This window comes from Pedobacter sp. MR2016-19 (assembly GCF_014947265.1).
Taxonomy (GTDB): domain Bacteria; phylum Bacteroidota; class Bacteroidia; order Sphingobacteriales; family Sphingobacteriaceae; genus Pedobacter.
The window spans coordinates 1-17,903 of the sequence record NZ_JADCNK010000012.1; the positions used below are offsets into that span (position 1 = coordinate 1).

At 38.3% G+C, this 17,903-nt stretch carries 15 protein-coding genes; 5 read left to right on the forward strand and 10 right to left on the reverse strand.

Annotated features, from left to right (window positions below; translation table 11 throughout):
* Positions 1-177: 177 nt before the first annotated feature.
* The 4 genes from IM793_RS15800 to IM793_RS15815 all read right to left on the reverse strand — a co-directional run bounded on the left by IM793_RS15800 (position 178) and on the right by IM793_RS15815 (position 6,458).
* On the reverse strand, positions 178-1,197 hold the full coding sequence (locus IM793_RS15800; RefSeq protein ID WP_193422964.1) for an asparaginase: 1,020 nt from the start codon (positions 1,195-1,197) through the stop codon (positions 178-180).
* Between the two features lie 419 nt (positions 1,198-1,616).
* Positions 1,617-2,384 carry a TatD family hydrolase gene (locus IM793_RS15805; protein ID WP_193422966.1) on the reverse strand — a complete coding sequence of 256 codons (768 nt, stop codon included), beginning with the start codon at positions 2,382-2,384 and terminating at the stop codon, positions 1,617-1,619.
* 77 nt (positions 2,385-2,461) lie between these two features.
* Entirely contained in the window at positions 2,462-5,386 is a 2,925-nt protein-coding gene (gene uvrA / locus IM793_RS15810) for an excinuclease ABC subunit UvrA (protein ID WP_193422968.1), read from the reverse strand.
* Between the two features lie 112 nt (positions 5,387-5,498).
* A complete protein-coding gene (locus tag IM793_RS15815; RefSeq protein WP_193422971.1) occupies positions 5,499-6,458 on the reverse strand; it encodes a hypothetical protein in 960 nt (319 codons plus the stop codon).
* 169 nt (positions 6,459-6,627) lie between these two features.
* On the opposite strand from IM793_RS15815, the gene IM793_RS15820 reads away from it, so the two are divergent.
* Positions 6,628-7,092, forward strand: coding sequence for a hypothetical protein (locus IM793_RS15820; protein WP_193422973.1), 465 nt, complete (start codon positions 6,628-6,630; stop codon positions 7,090-7,092).
* A 62-nt stretch (positions 7,093-7,154) separates the two neighbouring features.
* On the opposite strand, the gene IM793_RS15825 is transcribed toward IM793_RS15820, so the two are convergent.
* A complete protein-coding gene (locus IM793_RS15825; RefSeq protein ID WP_193422975.1) occupies positions 7,155-8,195 on the reverse strand; it encodes a ferredoxin--NADP reductase in 1,041 nt (346 codons plus the stop codon).
* 264 nt (positions 8,196-8,459) lie between these two features.
* Positions 8,460-9,242 (reverse strand): lytic transglycosylase domain-containing protein, encoded by a 783-nt coding sequence (locus IM793_RS15830; RefSeq protein ID WP_193422976.1) that lies wholly within the window; start codon positions 9,240-9,242, stop codon positions 8,460-8,462.
* 263 nt (positions 9,243-9,505) lie between these two features.
* Here IM793_RS15830 and IM793_RS15835 point away from each other — a divergent pair, with 263 nt between their 5' ends.
* The 4 genes from IM793_RS15835 (at position 9,506) to IM793_RS15850 (ending at position 13,730) form a co-directional block, all read left to right on the forward strand.
* A complete protein-coding gene (locus IM793_RS15835) occupies positions 9,506-11,089 on the forward strand; it encodes a pseudouridine synthase (protein WP_193422978.1) in 1,584 nt (527 codons plus the stop codon).
* Between the two features lie 282 nt (positions 11,090-11,371).
* The gene (locus IM793_RS15840) at positions 11,372-12,481 is read left to right on the forward strand and encodes a lactonase family protein (RefSeq protein ID WP_193422980.1); all 1,110 of its coding nucleotides are present in this window, start codon (positions 11,372-11,374) and stop codon (positions 12,479-12,481) included.
* An 18-nt stretch (positions 12,482-12,499) separates the two neighbouring features.
* Positions 12,500-12,994, forward strand: a complete 495-nt coding sequence (locus IM793_RS15845; RefSeq protein WP_193422982.1) for an SRPBCC domain-containing protein — start codon at positions 12,500-12,502, stop codon at positions 12,992-12,994.
* Between the two features lie 4 nt (positions 12,995-12,998).
* The gene (locus tag IM793_RS15850; protein WP_193422984.1) at positions 12,999-13,730 is read left to right on the forward strand and encodes a phytanoyl-CoA dioxygenase family protein; all 732 of its coding nucleotides are present in this window, start codon (positions 12,999-13,001) and stop codon (positions 13,728-13,730) included.
* A 288-nt stretch (positions 13,731-14,018) separates the two neighbouring features.
* Here IM793_RS15850 and IM793_RS15855 read toward each other — a convergent pair whose 3' ends face one another.
* The 4 genes from IM793_RS15855 to tilS all read right to left on the reverse strand — a co-directional run bounded on the left by IM793_RS15855 (position 14,019) and on the right by tilS (position 17,873).
* Positions 14,019-14,465 (reverse strand): KTSC domain-containing protein, encoded by a 447-nt coding sequence (locus IM793_RS15855; RefSeq protein WP_029279950.1) that lies wholly within the window; start codon positions 14,463-14,465, stop codon positions 14,019-14,021.
* A 255-nt stretch (positions 14,466-14,720) separates the two neighbouring features.
* Positions 14,721-15,863, reverse strand: coding sequence for an N-acetyl-alpha-D-glucosaminyl L-malate synthase BshA (bshA, locus tag IM793_RS15860; RefSeq protein WP_193422986.1), 1,143 nt, complete (start codon positions 15,861-15,863; stop codon positions 14,721-14,723).
* A gap of 189 nt (positions 15,864-16,052) precedes the next feature.
* Positions 16,053-16,541 (reverse strand): hypothetical protein, encoded by a 489-nt coding sequence (locus tag IM793_RS15865; protein ID WP_029282618.1) that lies wholly within the window; start codon positions 16,539-16,541, stop codon positions 16,053-16,055.
* On the reverse strand, positions 16,542-17,873 hold the full coding sequence (gene tilS / locus IM793_RS15870; protein WP_193422988.1) for a tRNA lysidine(34) synthetase TilS: 1,332 nt from the start codon (positions 17,871-17,873) through the stop codon (positions 16,542-16,544).
* Positions 17,874-17,903: the final 30 nt, after the last annotated feature.

Sequence of the window (17,903 nt, forward strand, 5' to 3'; positions counted from 1 at the left end):
AGCAATGAGTGAGGACTTGGAGGAATAGCAGGACTAAGTGACCAACAATGAACAGGACTGTTTGTTTTCTAAAAACATTGACCACCCAAGTCACCTGAGTGCATCTAAGTAAGACGGTTAATTTAATATTGTAGATTTAAACCTTGCAGGTTTGTGAAACCTGCAAGGTTTAATGTATTAATCTTTGGTCATTTCACCCCGCAACGATTCATCCATCAATTTACGGCTTTCTTCAAAAGATAGCCCCAAGCCCATTACAAACATCAGTTTGGTTACCGTAGCTTCGAAAGTTAAATCGTAGCCGCTTACAATGCCCATTTTTAACAATTCCCTACTGGTTTCATAGCGACCAAGTTGTACCGATCCTTTTTTACATTGAGAGATATCAATAATGATTTTTCCATTTAAAATGGCCTGGCGCAAACTATCTAAAAACCATTGTGCGGTGGAGGTATTACCAGAGCCAAAAGTTTCTAAAATGATGGCATCTACTTTAGAATCGGTGATGGCCTGAACGGCTTGTGGCGTAATTCCCGGGTATAATTTAAGCACACCAATATTCGAATTAAAATTGGTATGCAATTTTAATTCACCACCGGTAGCCTTTAAAATATAATTTCTGTGAAACTGTAAATGTACTCCAGCCTCTGCAAGTACCGGGTAATTTGGCGAACGGAAAGCTTCAAACTTCTCGCTATTGTATTTAATAGAACGGTTGCCCCTAAATAATTGTGCATCAAAATAAATGCAAACCTCAGGAAATAATGCTTTACCATCTTCTTTAGTTGCAGCAATTTCTAACGCAGTAATTAAATTTTCTTTAGCATCTGTCCTGATTTCTCCGATAGGCAACTGCGATCCGGTTAAAACAACAGGTTTATCGAGGTTTTCGAGCATAAAACTCAGTGCAGAAGCGGTGAAAGCCATGGTATCCGATCCGTGCAGGATCACAAAGCCATCGTATTGATCGTATTTATTGTAAACGAGTTCGGCCAATGTTTTCCATATTTCAGGATCCATGTTTGATGAATCCAGAACCGGATTGAAAGAGTGTACATCTAACTGGTAATCTAAACGGCCCAGTTCCGGAACATTTTCTTTTATCTGCTGAAAATCAAACGGAATCAACATCCCGTTTGTAGGATCGTTAATCATACCGATGGTGCCGCCGGTATAAATTATAAGTATTTTGGTCATTTGGTTTAGTGAAGGTTGCTCAGCGCAAAGAAACTAAAAATTTACAAATGATCAGGTGATATTTTTAAATTAGCAACAAAAAGACTGATTAGTTCATAAAAATTAACATTTTAGTATTTTAAACAGAAAATACATATCAAATTGATAATTTAGCCACGCGGCGTATTCTCAAAAATCAATTACTGAATCCTGTGAAACAGATTTCTCCATTACGCTACGCTCCGCAATCATTCAAAAATTCCAAAGATGGGGCGTCATCTCGACTGATGCGCAGCGAACGGAGAGATCTACCTCGATAGATTTAGCTTCGCTGAGCCTGTGGGTTCTCGACTGTGTTGCACTCCACTAATAATGATGCTAAGGTCCCACTGAATAGATTACTTCGTCGGCTGAAAAAGCCTTCTCGCAATGACGCGACTTTAAACCCCAAAAATTTTCTTCGAATTCTCCGTAGTCACATCCGCTATTTCTTCAATAGAAACGCCATAAATATCAGCCAGTTTTTGTGCGATATAAACAAGGTAACTGCTCTCATTGGGTTTACCACGGAAAGGAACCGGTGCCAGGTAAGGAGAATCGGTTTCTAAAACCAGATCAGTTAAAGGAATATCTGCCAATACCAGATCCAGACCCGCTTTTTTATACGTGACCACGCCACCAATACCTAAATAGAAATTGAGATCAATAGCCTGTTTTGCCTGAGCCAAATTTCCGGTGAAACAATGGAATATACCACGCAATTTTTCATCTCTTTCACTTTCCAATATCTCAAAAACTTCGTCAAAAGCCTCTCTGCAATGGATTACAATCGGCAACCCTAACTCTTTTGCCCAGCCAATCTGTTTGCGAAAAGCATCTTGCTGGATAGCTAAAGTGGTTTTATCCCAATATAAATCGATCCCGATTTCGCCAATGGCATAAATTTTCCGCCCGGCAATGCTTTTATAGATTTCATCCAACAGCGCCAGGTAATCTTCTTTTACATCACAGGGATGGAGACCGGCCATTGCAAAACAGTTTTCAGGATATTTCGCCACCAGGTCATCAATCATCGCGATCGATTTCACATCAACATTGGGCAAGAACAAACGGTTCACATCGCTTTCAAAACAACGCTCCATTAACTGGGCCTTTTTCTCGGCATCCTGCTCGTAATATAAATGGGTATGGGTATCGGTGAAGATCATGTTTTGTTATAGTATCAAGTAATAAGTATCAGGTATCAAGATGGATTTGCTGATTCTTGATACCTGTACAAGGAATTCTATTTCTTTTCAGCTTTGCTTTTTTTCGGTGCTTTGACTTTGGACTCCTGACTTCCGACTTCAGACTTTCCGTTCTGAGGATTCCATTCCATTTCCTTTTTCAAAAATTTCCCGGTTAAACTGATCGGGTTCTGGATCAAACCTTCCGGTGTACCTTCGAATAAAATCCTCCCGCCGCCAGCACCACCTTCTTCTCCTAAATCAATCACCCAATCGGCAACTTTAACCACGTCTAAATTATGTTCGATCACCAAAATGGTATTTCCTTTATCAACCAGCTCCTGTAATACACCTAAAAGCACATTAATATCTTCGAAATGAAGTCCCGTTGTAGGCTCGTCTAAAATATAGAAGGTTTTTCCAGTATCTTTTTTAGAAAGCTCGGTCGCCAGTTTTACACGTTGTGCCTCCCCTCCTGATAAAGTAACCGACGATTGGCCCAAAGTAATATAACCTAAACCAACATCTTTTAAGGTTTTGATCTTTCTGTAGATGATCGGAATATTTTCGAAGAAAGTACAGGCATCTTCAATACTCATATCCAACACATCACTGATCGATTTTCCACGGAAACGAACTTCTAAAGTCTCCCTGTTATACCTTCTTCCGCCGCACTCTTCACAAGGTACCTGTACATCGGGCAAAAAGTTCATTTCAATCACCTTTAAACCAGCACCCTGACAGGTTTCGCAACGCCCACCTTTTACGTTGAAAGAAAAACGGCCTGGTTTATACCCACGGATTTTTGCTTCAGGCAACTGAACGAACAAATTTCTGATATCGGAGAAAACGCCGGTATAAGTTGAAGGATTTGAACGTGGCGTTCTGCCAATCGGTGCCTGATCAATCTCGATTACCTTATCAATTTCTTTTAAACCATTAATTTTTTCGTAAGGCAAAGGAGTTTTTTTAGCCCTGAAGAAATGGTGATTTAAAATCGGGTATAAAGTTTCGGTAATTAAACTCGATTTACCGCTGCCCGAGACTCCGGTTACTGCAATAAATTTACCCAAAGGAAAATCTACTGAAACCTCTTTTAAGTTGTGTCCGGTGGCTTTAACAATCGACAATTTATGCCCGTTACCTTTCCTGCGGACTTTTGGTGTTTCAATCTGCCTTTTGCCATTCAAATAGTCAGCAGTTAAGGTATTCGATTTCAGGATCTGTGCGGCTGTTCCTTCGGCTACAACGGTACCTCCATGGATACCGGCACCTGGCCCCACATCAATTACCCAATCGGCCTCCAAAATCATATCCTTATCATGTTCTACCACCAAAACGGTGTTTCCAAGATCGCGGAGATTTTTAAGTGCATTGATCAGCCGTTCGTTATCACGTTGGTGCAAACCAATACTTGGCTCATCCAGGATGTACATCACATTCATCAGTTGCGAACCGATCTGTGTAGCCAAACGAATACGTTGCGCCTCGCCACCGGAAAGTGTACGTGCAGTTCTATCTAAAGTTAAATAAGTTAAACCCACATCGGTCAAAAAGCCAATTCTCGCTTTAATCTCTTTTAAAATTTCTTTGGCAATAATATTCTGACGGTCTGATAAACGTTCATCAACTTTTTCGAACCATTGATGAAGGTTGTTGATATCCATTGATGACAGTTCAAAAATGTTCTTGCCATCTACCTTAAAATGCAGACTTTCTTTCTTCAAACGTGCACCATGACATTCCGGACAGGTTTTTAGTTTCCTGAACTCGTCCATATCGTCAGATGCTGATTCGCTTCTTTTTTCGTTCTGCTCTTCGAGCATTTTAATTATCCCGTCAAAAGTGATGTTATAATTCTGAACGTTCCATTTATTGTATTCTACCTCAACCTTGATCAGGTCAGGAGAACCATTTAAAATGATATTGATCACTTCGTCGCTTAATTTTTCGATCGGTGTAGAAAGCGAGAAACTGTATTTTTTGGCCAAAGCTTTTAATACCTGGAACATCCAGATGTCGCGATATTCGCCCAAAGGAGCCAAGCCACCATTTAAAATACTCAGTTTTGGATTTGGGATAACCGAATCTTTATCGACTACAAAAATATAACCCAAGCCATCGCAACGTTCGCAGGCGCCATAAGGCGAATTGAACGAAAAACTATTGGGTTGTGGTTCGTCATAAGAAATACCCGTTGTTGGGCACATCAAAAACTTACTAAAATGTGCTACATTATTATCTTTATCGCTGATTTTGATTACCCCTTTACCCATTTTCATTGCAATCTGCAGTGAATCGAGCAGGCGTTTTTTATCTTTCACGTCAATAATAAGGCGGTCGATCACCACTTCAATATCATGGATTTTATAACGATCTACCTGCATTTTAGCAGCAATATCCTTAATTTCCCCATCTACACGCACTTTCACATAACCCTGTTTACGGATCTGTTCGAAAAGTTCGCGGTAATGCCCCTTTCTGCCTTTAACTACCGGGGCAAGGATATTTACAGCCATACCATCAAATTTATTGAAGATGTTCTGCAGAATCTGGTCTTCGCTCATGCGCTCCATTTTCTCACCGGTATTATACGAATAGGCATCGGCAACACGTGCATAAAGCAAACGCATAAAATCGTAAATTTCGGTAATGGTACCCACGGTTGAGCGTGGATTTTTACTGGTGGTTTTTTGCTCAATTGCAATAACCGGACTTAGTCCCGAAACTTTATCCACATCCGGGCGCTCCATACCGCCCATAAACTGGCGGCTATAGGCACTGAATGTTTCCATATAACGGCGCTGTCCTTCCGCATAAATGGTATCAAAAGCCAATGAAGATTTACCGCTGCCACTTAAACCAGTGATTACAACCAGTTGATTACGCGGAAAACTAACGTCTATATTCTTTAAATTATGTACCCTCGCACCATATACTTCTACATCTTTTTGCTCGCCGAGGTCGATAGATTTATTGCTCATATTTTATTTAAAGTTGGGGCCGAAACCGGGTCTTAAAAAAGACCAGATTTCAATCCGCAAAAATGCTAAAAATTTTATCAAAATGAAAGTCAAAACCAATCTGTATTACCTATTAATTGTCATAATGTCGGCTTCTATTTCTAAGGAAACCAGATGATAAGCCAAAGCGCACATAACCATAATGATCTTGAAAATAGATATTGTAATTATCTTCGCCATAATAACCAACCGCAGCCATCAAAAACACATTATTCATAAAAGGAAAACTGTAATTGAAGTTGATTTCGGCATTTAACCGCTTCTGGATATTGGCAAAATTTTTGGATGGAATTTTATTTACGGCATAAGATAACTCAGTGTTTAAACGCCAGGTTTCTTTTTCGGTTTTAACTTTCTGCTTATTCCTTGCGTTTTTTTCGATTTCATCATACCTGCGCCAGGAGAAACCATACAACACTCTTGTAAATCCAAAACCTTCATTAAGCGCAGACTCATACCTGAAAAATTTATACCACTGCAAACCAAGCCGATGATTGAATGAATAATAACTTCCATCTGGATTAACTGGTGTTAAATCTCCAAAACGATAAGAAAGCGTTAAATAATTCGCATTAAAATTTCCTGTATGGGTATTAATTGTACCGTCAGGATTAAATGCGCTCTGGTCCTGACCATTTGAATGGTGTGTAAAAGCAAGTTCGGCATATTTATAATGTTCAGGATCGGGATTTAGCCTCGCGTAAAGCGCTCCGCCTAAACGGTAACTCGGTGTTCGTACTGCAGCAGAAAATTCAGTCCGCACACGGACCGTAAAATCAGGAATAATCGCAAAGGCAATTGGCGATTTATAACTACCCAAAAGCATATAAGTGGTAGTAAGCCTACCGTTGATTACATATTTTGAAGGTGCACCCAATTCTCCTCCCGGTGCCGTATAAGCTAAATCAGCATTTTCTTTGTACAGATGGATATATTCTTTATTCGCAAACTCTCTTTTTACCACTATTGAATCCTGAGCAAAGGATTGTAAACAGATGAGGCAGATGATAAGCGTAAAAAAAGTTTTTATCATACCAGATAAACATTGCGCAATGCGCGATGGTTTTTTGTTTATTAATCAACTTAATAAAAACTAAAGACTAAATTCGCTTTGCAATGCTTTTGAAAGATAGTTAGACTTTCAAAAAGCATATTCATATGAGCACCGAAAAATAAACAAGAATAATAATATAAAGTATATTATGTTACCACAGATAAATAACTTCATTGATCTATTCAAAAAACTAGATTATGACATGAAACGGTATAAGCAAAACAATCACATTTATGAATTAATAGATTGTTTTATGACGATTAACGCACTGCCTGAATGGATCATAAAGAGCTCTGAAGCAAGCGATAACCTTAAAAAGGCCGCAAAAGAAAAGATTAAAATTATGAAAGGCGAAAATAATTTTGTGTTCGATGAAACTAAACTGGAAGATATTAATCACAAATTAATACTTGTGAGATTACTCTGTAATCATTCAAAACACAAAACTAATTCTACCCAAATCCCAACTATTAAAAGCCAAATGGGGACAACTTTACCATTTACCTTTCCTGGAAAATTTGATTATATCATCGCAATTGGAAAAGTAAATATTGATGCAGAATACATATTAAATGACCTTAAAAATTTTTGGGAGTCTGAATTAGAAAAATAGTGAATTGACACTTTTATCATCACGTATCTAGAAAATTAGAGGAAGAGAATCCTCTATAATCTTTACCACTCTATCGTTGTTCCATTCTCTGTGGGGTGACCTGTACAGACAAGCACTCTACCCCTTTCCAATTCATCATCGGTAAGTACTTCATTATAATCCATTCTTACATTTCCTTTGATACAATTGGCAACACAAGTGCTACATACGCCGCCACGGCAACTATAAGGAAGTTTAATTTTATTTTCAAGTGCAACATCTAAAATCCGCTTTGGCCAAGGCACTACGAGATTATATGATTCCCCTTTAAAATTTAAAACAACCGAATACGTATTTTTATCGACTACTTTTTCAGAACTATCATCTTCATCTATCTCATCTTCTGGCAGCACAAAAGTCTCTCTTTTAATCTGTGTGATATCGAAACCCATGCCCAATAAGGTAATGCGGCATAGATCCATGTAGATAACCGGTCCACAACTGTAAAAAAGTGCTTTATCCCGTTCAAAATGCAGATGTTCTTTAATTAAATTCTCGATATAGAATTTATTCAGCCTGGCCGTCATTAAGTTTTTGCTGTTGCTAAAAATCCAGACAATTTTTAACCTATCAGGATATTGCTGTTGCCATTCGGTCAGTTCATCATAAAACAAAGTTTCCTCTTTTGATCTGTTACTATATATTAATGTCACCAACGATTTTTTCTCCCGCACCAATGCCGTTTTCATAATCGAAAACAATGGCGTAATGCCAACTCCTGCAGCAAAAAGAAAAAGATCGCGTTCTAAATTTTCTTCAGGTAAATAACTGAAAAGCCCCTGCGGCTCCTGAGCCAAAAGAATATCATTTACCGAAGTTTTATGGTGCAAAAACCTCGATATTTCTCCGTTCTCTACCCGTTTTACCGTAATAGCCAAAGGTTCATTTACATCTGGCGAACTGTTAAAAGAATAAGACCTTCTCACTTCTTTATGTCTTCCTTGAAAAACCAATGATAAAAACTGCCCCGCTAAATACGTAGGGTACTGATCCAAATCTTCAAATTGAAAAGTAATATTATCGCCGGGCTGATTGATGATTTTATTAATGCGCAGTTTGAACATAGTGCAAAGAAAAGAAATTGGTTTATTAGTTCAATAGTTCATTGGTCATTTGTTAACTGCAAAATATTTACTGGTTCATTGGTTAATTTGTTAGCATAATGCATAAAAATAACTTTGCGCCTTCGTGACTTTGTGGCAAGCAAAACATTAATCAGCAAAACAAATCGGCGTAATCCAATAATCTGTGAAATCATTTTCCAAAAAAAAGCGTCCCGATTAAAAACCGGGACGCCTTACCAAATGCTTGTCTTTATCTTAATTATATTATTCGGCGTTGTAGGCCAATAATACGCGCGGTTTTGCGTAACCGTAACGTTTCGGATGTTCCATAATCTGTTTCATAGAAATCACCTTATAAACATAGCCACCAGTTTCGCGGTTAAGCCTCATTTTGTAGTAATTATCCTGATTTTGATTATTGATCTGCTTGCGTAAGCGTCCGTCGCCAACATTGTAAGCAGCAGCTACCAATGTCCAGCTTTCTAAACCTTTATACATTTCTTTAATGTATTTGCAGGCTGCAATGGTCGATTTGCGCAAATTATAGCGTTCATCAACATTCCCATTTACTCTTAATCCATAGGTACGGGCTGTGCCGGGCATAAACTGCCAGATTCCGGCTGCACCTTTTGGAGAAACCCCTTCCGCCATTCCAGATTCGACCAAAGCCAAATACTTAAAATCGTTCGGGATTCCGTAAGCAGCGAGAATGGGTTCAATTACAGGAAACCATTTTGCTGCTTTTGTATGCAGGCGGTTGGTTTGGGTATTTCCGTAAGTGTGTGCTGCAAGAATTTTTTTCATTTTGCGTTCTACCTTTTTATCGCCTAATGGCAGGGTTTCTTCCGCGAAATTCAACTGTGCCATCAAAGATTGAGGAGCTTCCTCTTTTTCTACTTTTAGGCTATCAGATTTGGGTATTGTAGTGTTTAATTTTTCTTCTTTTAAAAGACTTTTTTGTGCTAAGGGCATTTGGTAAGCGAACACTTTTGCCAAGATAAATAGTGTTGCCACTACTGCAAATGGTACGATGTGTTTCTTTAACATTTTCCTCCTTTTTTTGGTGAACTTATATAAAAACGCTGGCAAAGGTAAAAAATAATAAGCACATTATCAAACAGTTACACAAATAAACCCAAAAAACGGCTTTTAAAGTGCTTTAAACGTGGATTTTAATTTTTGATTTTCAGACAAATTTCCCTATATTAGAGGCTATTTTTTTATCTAATTTTTCAGCTCCCAGAATTGTTATGTTCATCATTTTTTCATAAATTTGCAGCCCGCATTTTTAATGCGGTTAAAAGCGTATCATGATAAATAAAAACAACAGGAACAGTCGGGATGACAAGTCCAAATCAGACAGTCGGAGAACAGAAGGCAGAAGTAGTTCGGCCGGGTCTGACAGAAAAAGATCAGACAACAAAGACAGCAAATTCAAAAAATCATCCGATTCAAAAGAAGGCTTCAGACCTAGAAGCGCAGACAGTAAAGATTTCAAATCAAAATCTTTCGGAGACAAAAAAGATTTCAAACCAAGATCAGGCGGACGTGATTTCAAATCGAAAGATTCGGAACCACAGAGTTTCAAATTCGGCGATCGTGAATTTAAATCCAAAGATTCAGGAGCAGAAGACCGTGGTTTTAAACCAAGAGAAGGTAAATCAAGAGATTACAAACCAAGAACCGGCGACCGTGATTTCAAACCGAGAGAAGGCGGATCAAGAGACTACAAACCAAGAACAGGAGACAGGGATTTTAAACCAAGAGAAGGTGGTGCAAGAGATTATAAGCCAAGAACAGGAGAGCGTGATTTCAAATCTAAGGATGGAGATTCGAGAGATTTTAAACCGAGAACTGGCGACCGCGACTTTAAACCAAGAGAAGGTGGGTCGAGAGATTACAAACCAAGAGAGGGCGACCGTGATTTCAAATCGAAAGATGGCGGATCGAGAGATTTCAAACCTAGAGAAGGTGGCTATAAAGATTACAAGTCAAGAGGTAAATCAGACGATTTCAAGCCAAGTGCTGGAAGTTCAAGAGATGTAAAACCTAGAGAGCCAAGGGAAGGCGACACCCGTCCTTTTAGAAAACGCGAGGATGCACAGCCAAGAGATACAGAATTTAACCGCCCGGAGCGCACTGTAATTACCCAAGGCCGTAAAACAAACGAAGATAAAGGCCTAATCCGTCTAAACAGATATATTTCAAATGCAGGCATCTGCTCTCGTCGTAAAGCCGACGAATTGATTATTGCAGGCATTATTACCGTAAACGGCGAAGCTGTTACCGAGCTTGGGCATAAAGTTGACCCGGCAAAGGATTTGGTTCGTTACAACGGCGAATTATTAAAACGCGAGAAAAAAGTTTACGTTTTATTGAACAAACCAAAAGATTACATCACCACGACCGACGATCCACAGGAACGCCGTACGGTAATGCAGTTGGTTGATAAAGCCAGCCGCGAGCGTATTTACCCGGTTGGACGTTTAGACCGCAATACCACAGGTTTGTTGTTAATGACAAACGATGGTGATTTAGCTGATAAATTATCACATCCTAAAAACGGTATCACTAAAATTTACAACGTTGAACTGGATAAATCTTTATCACAAGGCGATTTGAACAAAATTGCTTTTGGTTTAGAGCTGGAAGATGGTCTGATTAAACCTGATAACATTTCTTACGTTGCAGGTGGAACCAAAAAAGAAATCGGTATCCAGATCCACAGTGGCAAAAACAGGATTGTTCGCCGTATTTTTGAACACTTAGGTTATAATGTAGAAAAATTAGACCGCGTTGTTTATGGCAATTTAACCAAGAAAGACCTACCACGTGGTAGATGGCGCTATCTTGAAGAACATGAATTGATCCAGATTAAACATTTAATAAAATAAGATATAAGAGGCAGCCGATTGGCTGCCTCTTTTGGTATTGCTATTTTTTACCACAAAGTGCACAGAGAAAGCACAGCGTTCACAGAGCCTCAATCGCCCTCGTTTTTAACGAGGATGCAGGAGAAAGACGATTGTATCGTCCAGCAATGAACATGCATTAAAAATGCATCTCTCACTCATCCTCGTTACAAACGAGGACGATAATGAAGAAACATCTTCCGTGTTTTCTATGCCTCAGTGGCCAACTTTATTTATATTTGTTAAAATCAACATCATCGTTTCATGAAAAAACTCAGTTCATTGCTTATCCTTTCTATGCTATCGACCCTTAGTTTCGCTCAAAAAATCAACTATAATCTCATTGTCGGCACCTATACTGCACCAGGAAAAAGTGAAGGAATTTATACTTACGATTTTAATACTTTAACAGCGGCTACAACCGTAAAAAGCATTGCAAAAAACACCGCTAATCCAAGTTACGTAGCCGTTTCACCTGATAACAAATTTATTTATGCCGTTAACGAAACCGGTGCAACAAGTACGGTAAGCGCATTTAAATATGATGCCAAAACAGGCGATTTAACTTTTTTAAACAAAGTTGACAGTCATGGTGCCGACCCTTGTTTCATTACCGTTGATACCAAAAATGTAATTGTAGCCAATTATAGTGGTGGTAGCTTAGCGGTATTTTCACGAAAAGCTGACGGGTCTATAACAGAAGCCTTGCAGATCATCAAACATACCGGAAAAAGCATCGATCCGAAAGGCAGACAAGAAAGCGCTCATGTACACATGACAAAATTTACACCAGATCATAAATACTTAATTGTTAACGATCTGGGCGAGGATCAAACTTATATTTACAATTATAATCCAACCGCGAAAGAAAAAATATTAACGGTAAAGTCGGTTATAAAAACCAATGCAGGTACTGGCCCGAGGCATATTACTTTTAGTCCGAATGGAAAATTTGCCTATTTAGCGCACGAATTTAACGGTACTATAACTGTTTTTGCTTACGCAGATGGAAGTTTGACCAAAATCCAGGAGATCGGCACCACGCCGAAAGATTTTACAGGAAAAATTGATGGCGCAGATATCCATGTTTCGGCTGATGGAAAATTCTTATACGAAACTAACCGTGGCGATGCCAATAGCATTTCTGCATTCTCTATTTTACCTACCGGAAAATTGAAATTTATTGAAACGGTAAGTACCCTGGGCAAAGGGCCAAGAAACTTTACGATTGATCCGACCGGAAAATTCTTATTGATCGGACATCAGTATACCAACAACATTGTTATTTTTAACCGCAACAAAACAACGGGTAAATTAACCGATAGCGGCAAAAGGATCGATGTTGGTGCTCCGGTTTGTTTAGTATTTAATTAATCATACAAAATTTAGCCAATGGAAAACTTCGATTGGACCAAATTCACCATCAGGATTGCCGTTAAAGCAAAACTTGAGGACATCTACAACGCCTGGACAAAAGCCAGCGAAATTGAAAAATGGTTTTTAAGCGATGCGTCCTTTACTGACGAGAATAAAGTACTGCTCAGTAAAACGCAGAACGCACTTAAAGGCGATCGGTATAAATGGATCTGGTACCTGTATGATGATATCGAAAATGGAACCGTAACCGAAGCAAACAGCACAGATTATTTTCAGTTTACTTTTGCCGGAGCTTGTTTGGTTGAGATCAAGCTGCATGAAGAATTTGAATATACCGTTGTAGAATTGACCCAAAAGAATATCCCTGAAGATGATCATTCTAAGCGGAACATCCGCCTGGGTTGTCATAGTGGTTGGAGTTTTTACCTGGTTAATTTAAAATCCGTTTATGAAGGCGGTTTGGATTTGAGAAATAAAGATAACCGCTTTAAGCCAATGTTGAATAATTGAGGTGATGTATTTAACAGTTAAGGAAAAAGAAATTAAGGAATCAGGATTTTCCGTGATTGATAATGTATTTACAGATCAGGAAATTGAAGATATCCAGGCAGCAATTAACGGAGCAGATACGACAAAAGAAACCTTTAGGAAATCAGACGATCTTTTTGCAATACGCCAGTTTTTAAAAGAAGTTCCAGGAACTATTGAGCTAATTTTCAATAAAAAACTAAAAGCCATCATACGAGAGATTTTTGGCAAAGATTATTTTCTTGTTAAATCAATCTACTTCGACAAACCCGAAACTTCGAATTGGTTTGTTTCTTATCATCAGGATTTGACTATTTCTGTTAACCAAAAAGTAAAAATTCCGGGATTTGGCCCTTACACCAAGAAACATAATCAGTTCGCTGTACAGCCACCGTTAAATACCCTTGAAAGTAATTTTACCATCCGCATTCACCTTGATGATACCAATGAAGAGAATGGTGCGCTAAAAGTAATTCCGAATTCGCACAGCAAAGGCATTTACCGGCCCGAAACGATCGACTGGAATATCGAAAAAGAAGTTAGCTGCAATGTAGCGCGGGGTGGACTTATGGTTATGAAACCGTTGCTCCTGCATAGCTCGAGCAGAACAACAAACAATCAAAAAAGAAGGGTAATTCATCTTGAATTTAGCAATCAGACACTGCCCAAAGAATTACAGTGGTCGGAATATCTTAATTTTGATCGCACGTCATCATGAGAATTCAGTTTTAGAAAAAACAAGGGGCTTGCGGGGTGACAGGTTAAGATAAATCGTCATTTCGACCGCAGTGGAGAAATCTTTTAAATTAACTGGCTTCAAAGATCTCTCCATTCCGTTACACTCCAGTCGAGATGACGACCGTTCTATCGAAACCTTTCAATGGTAGTTTAGCTCAGTATCTTTATAGCACCAAACGATATAGAAAACTAATATTATCGGCTATTAAGGAATAAAAAAAAGCTCCAATTGTCATTGGAGCCATTTAAATATTATAAATATCGCTTATTATGCCGGTTCTGCAACTCTGGCTACATTGCGGTATGGGAATTCATTAAAGATATGTCTGCGGGCGAAACGACCTGGCGAATCGGCGTTAACCAATTTCACATAGATTGCTTTTGGAACATCGAAATATTCATAAGCACTTCCATCAAAAAACTGGATATTTAAAACCTGTTGTTTGTATTCAAAATCCTGAATATTCGACAAGGTAGTCGTTTGTGTGTACGTTTCAATATTCTGTTCGCGTGTTTCTGGCGCAATACTTACCAGGAAATGGTAAGCTTCGATAATTTCTTTACTTCTGGCTTCTGCATCTAATTTCTCTTCTTCCTGCTGAAATTTATCAGGGTGACAATCTTTCATCAATGTACGGTACACAGATTTAAGCTCTTTTAATTCAGCATTTTTATCTACACTCAAAAGCTTTCTGTAATCAACTATTTTCTTCATTTGGGATAACCTATTTTTATTTTTTGTCGAAATGATTTAGGAATATTTATCCTCCAAACCGTTTCAGGCTGCAAAGATACGATTTATAATCATTTGATTTAGAGAAAGTTTACTTTTCTTAAATATTACTCATATGGATCATCAGCCAGGGAATTCCCAATACCATACTTAAGTTTTTTAACCACAGATAAACACGGATTTATCATCTGTAAACATCCTTTTTATCTGTGGTTAAATATAAAGTGAGCCTTATTGTTAATATTTAGCTTGCAAAGAGTTTTCGATTACTTCCTTATAATAGCTAACATAAATCGGCAGGATCTTTTTCAGATCAAAATCCTGTGCCCTTTTAAACGCATTTTCTTTAAAACGGTTAAGCGTTTCATCATCTTTTAAAATTTCAATGGTATGGGCCGCCATCGATTCTACATCACCAACATTACTCATGTAACCACAAAAGCCATCAATATTAAGTTCAGGTAAACCGCCGGCATTGGTGGTAATTGCGGGTACTTTACAAGCCATGGCCTCTAATGCTGCCAAACCAAAACTTTCAGATTCTGATGGCATTAAGAAAAGATCTGAAACCGACAGGATTTCTTCTACGGCATCTTGCTTACCTAAAAACCTAACATTTTCACAAATATTCAACGATCTGCAAAGCTGCTCATTGTAGGCGCGTTCTGGCCCATCCCCTACCATTAATAGTTTTGATGGAATAACTGCTTGTACTTTTTCGAAAATCCTGATCACATCAGCAGTACGTTTCACTTTTCTGAAATTACTGGTATGGATTAAAATGCGTTCATCATTTGGTGCAATCGCTTTTTTAAAGTGTCCTTTTGCCTGTAAACTGAATCGCGAAAAATCTATAAAATTTGGAATTACCTTAATTTCTTTAGTAATCTCAAAATGATTATAGGTATCTTCTTTCAAATCTTCGGACACTGTAGTTACCCCATCGCTTTGATTAATAGAAAAAGTAACCACAGGTTTGTAGGTTGGATCTTTACCCACTAAAGTAATATCTGTACCATGCAAAGTGGTTACTACCGGAATATGAAGGCCATAACTCGCCAAAATCTGCTTCGCCATAAAAGCTGCAGATGCATGCGGAATGGCATAATGAACGTGTAACACATCCAATTGTTCAAACCGAACAACATCTACCAATTTGCTGGCCAGCGCCGATTCGTATGGGGCGTAATCGAAAAGTGGATAATCTCTTACTGATACCTCGTGATAAAACAGATTGGAAGAAAAGAAATCGAGCCTTGCGGGCTGACTATAAGTAATAAAGTGAACCTGGTGTCCCTCGTTAGCAAGTGCCTTACCAAGTTCTGTTGCAACTACTCCACTACCGCCAAAAGTGGGGTAGCAAACAATTCCTATCTTCATCGTAAATGTATTGTTGTTACCGCAAATGTAGCCGATTTTAATCTATAATGCGTGTCGGTTTATTGCAATAATGTAATAAGATGCGATTATTAATTTTCCTTCCCAATGCGACACATCAGATAGCTATCCCATCAGGGCTAAAACCAGAAACAATTATATAAAAATGAGTAGATGGGAAATGAAATAAAGTTATTTAAGGTTGCGCATTTCTTCTTTTATAACAAGGAAGAGTTCATTTGGCCTTTGGGTACCAATAAAATATTCCAAGCCATCCCTATCGGTTAAAACCACTGCATCCTTACCCGATGAATAAAAGCGGATTGTACCTTTTGTGTGCAGGTTGTAAACAGGATTGTTGAAAAAATAACGACTATAAGTTGCCTTACGCACATCAACAATGCTATTTAGATCAATCTTAACACGCTTGGTTGTCCAAAGGCCATCCAGGATCATGCTACCATTATCCACCACAATTTTGTATTGAATAAGGAAAAGCAAAAGCATAGAAACACCAATGATCCCGAAGCCTACTACGAGGAACAAATCTTGCGTATTGTCACGATCGCGCTCGTAAACATAAGCGGCAAAACAGAAAGCAGCCATAATTAGCCTGATGAAAATGCGCACATAATCACGGCCGATGTATTGTTTTTCGATATAGGCGTATTTGCTTTCCACTTATTTAATTTTGAGTTCGAATATAGCAACTTTTTTTGTTGCTGTAGTTAATTTATATCGGTTGTCCTGCCGCATACCTGCAATCCAAACAATTTCACCGTTCCCGTTAACCAGAATTGGGGTGACGCTTTTCAGATGTAGGGGAACTTTTTCGTCGATAAAATAATCACTTATCTTTTTAAGATTACGCATGCCCAGTGGAATAAATTTATCTCCATTTTGCCAATTTCTTAATACTAAAGGAAAAATTAATTTATCGGCATTAACAAATGCCTTATTCGAATTAATTTCGAATTCCACCTCATCGGTAAACGTTAACGAAATTTCATCATTGGCAAAAGCAATGTTTTCTGTTGTTGGATGGATAAATTGATTAGCAGTGACCGATATGTTTTTTTCAACAATAACCAAATCATTTCTATTAATAATAGCCTGATGGGTAGCGCTAAAAAAATGTGTACCACTTAATGCCTTTAAACTATCTAAAATTTCCTGCACTACATTTTCGCCGAAATTAAAAGGCTTAAGTAACTCGTAAAGCAGTAACTTTTGCGGGTTTAATTTATAAATCTCATCCAAAGGGATATAAATGCCATCATTCCTTTTATTTAGAATTTTGTTTGCAAGTTTCTGAACCTGGATATTTAAAAAAGTCTCCAGTTCAGCAAAGCGTGCAATATTTTCAGCAAATGTTTTTTCGAGATTTGGGTTGATTTCCTGCAAATGCGGTACTACCTGTAGTCTGATTTTATTCCTGGTGTATTTTATACTTGCGTTCGAGCTATCTTCTACAAAATCTAAATTATTAACCTTTACCAACTCATCAATCTGCTGCCGGCTTAAAAAGAGCAAGGGTCTGATCAGTAAATCCCGTTTAGGTAAAATACCGTGCAATCCGCTTATGCCTGTGCCACGGGTAAGATTAATGAGTACCGTTTCGACCGCATCGTTTTGGTGTTGTGCCAGGGCAATGTAATCGTAGCCTTTTTTACTTCTAATTTCTTCAAACCAGTTATAACGGAGATCGCGTGCGGCCATTTGGGTAGAAATTTTATTTTCGGCCGCATATTTTTTGGTATCAAAATGCGTTACATAAAAAGGTAACTCCAAATTTTTGGCCAATAGTGCAACAAAACTTTCGTCGCGTTGTGCTTCATCAGCCCGTAAATTGAAATTACAATGTGCCACACCAACATCAATGCCTATTGCTTTAAACAAATGCAACATTAATACTGAGTCTTTTCCTCCGCTTACGGCCAAAAGAATCTTGTTAGCCCGAACAAACAGCTGTTGCTGTTCAATAAAATCCTGAAATTGTTTTACGGGTAACATCCACCAAAAATATTTAATTTTAACTGGTAT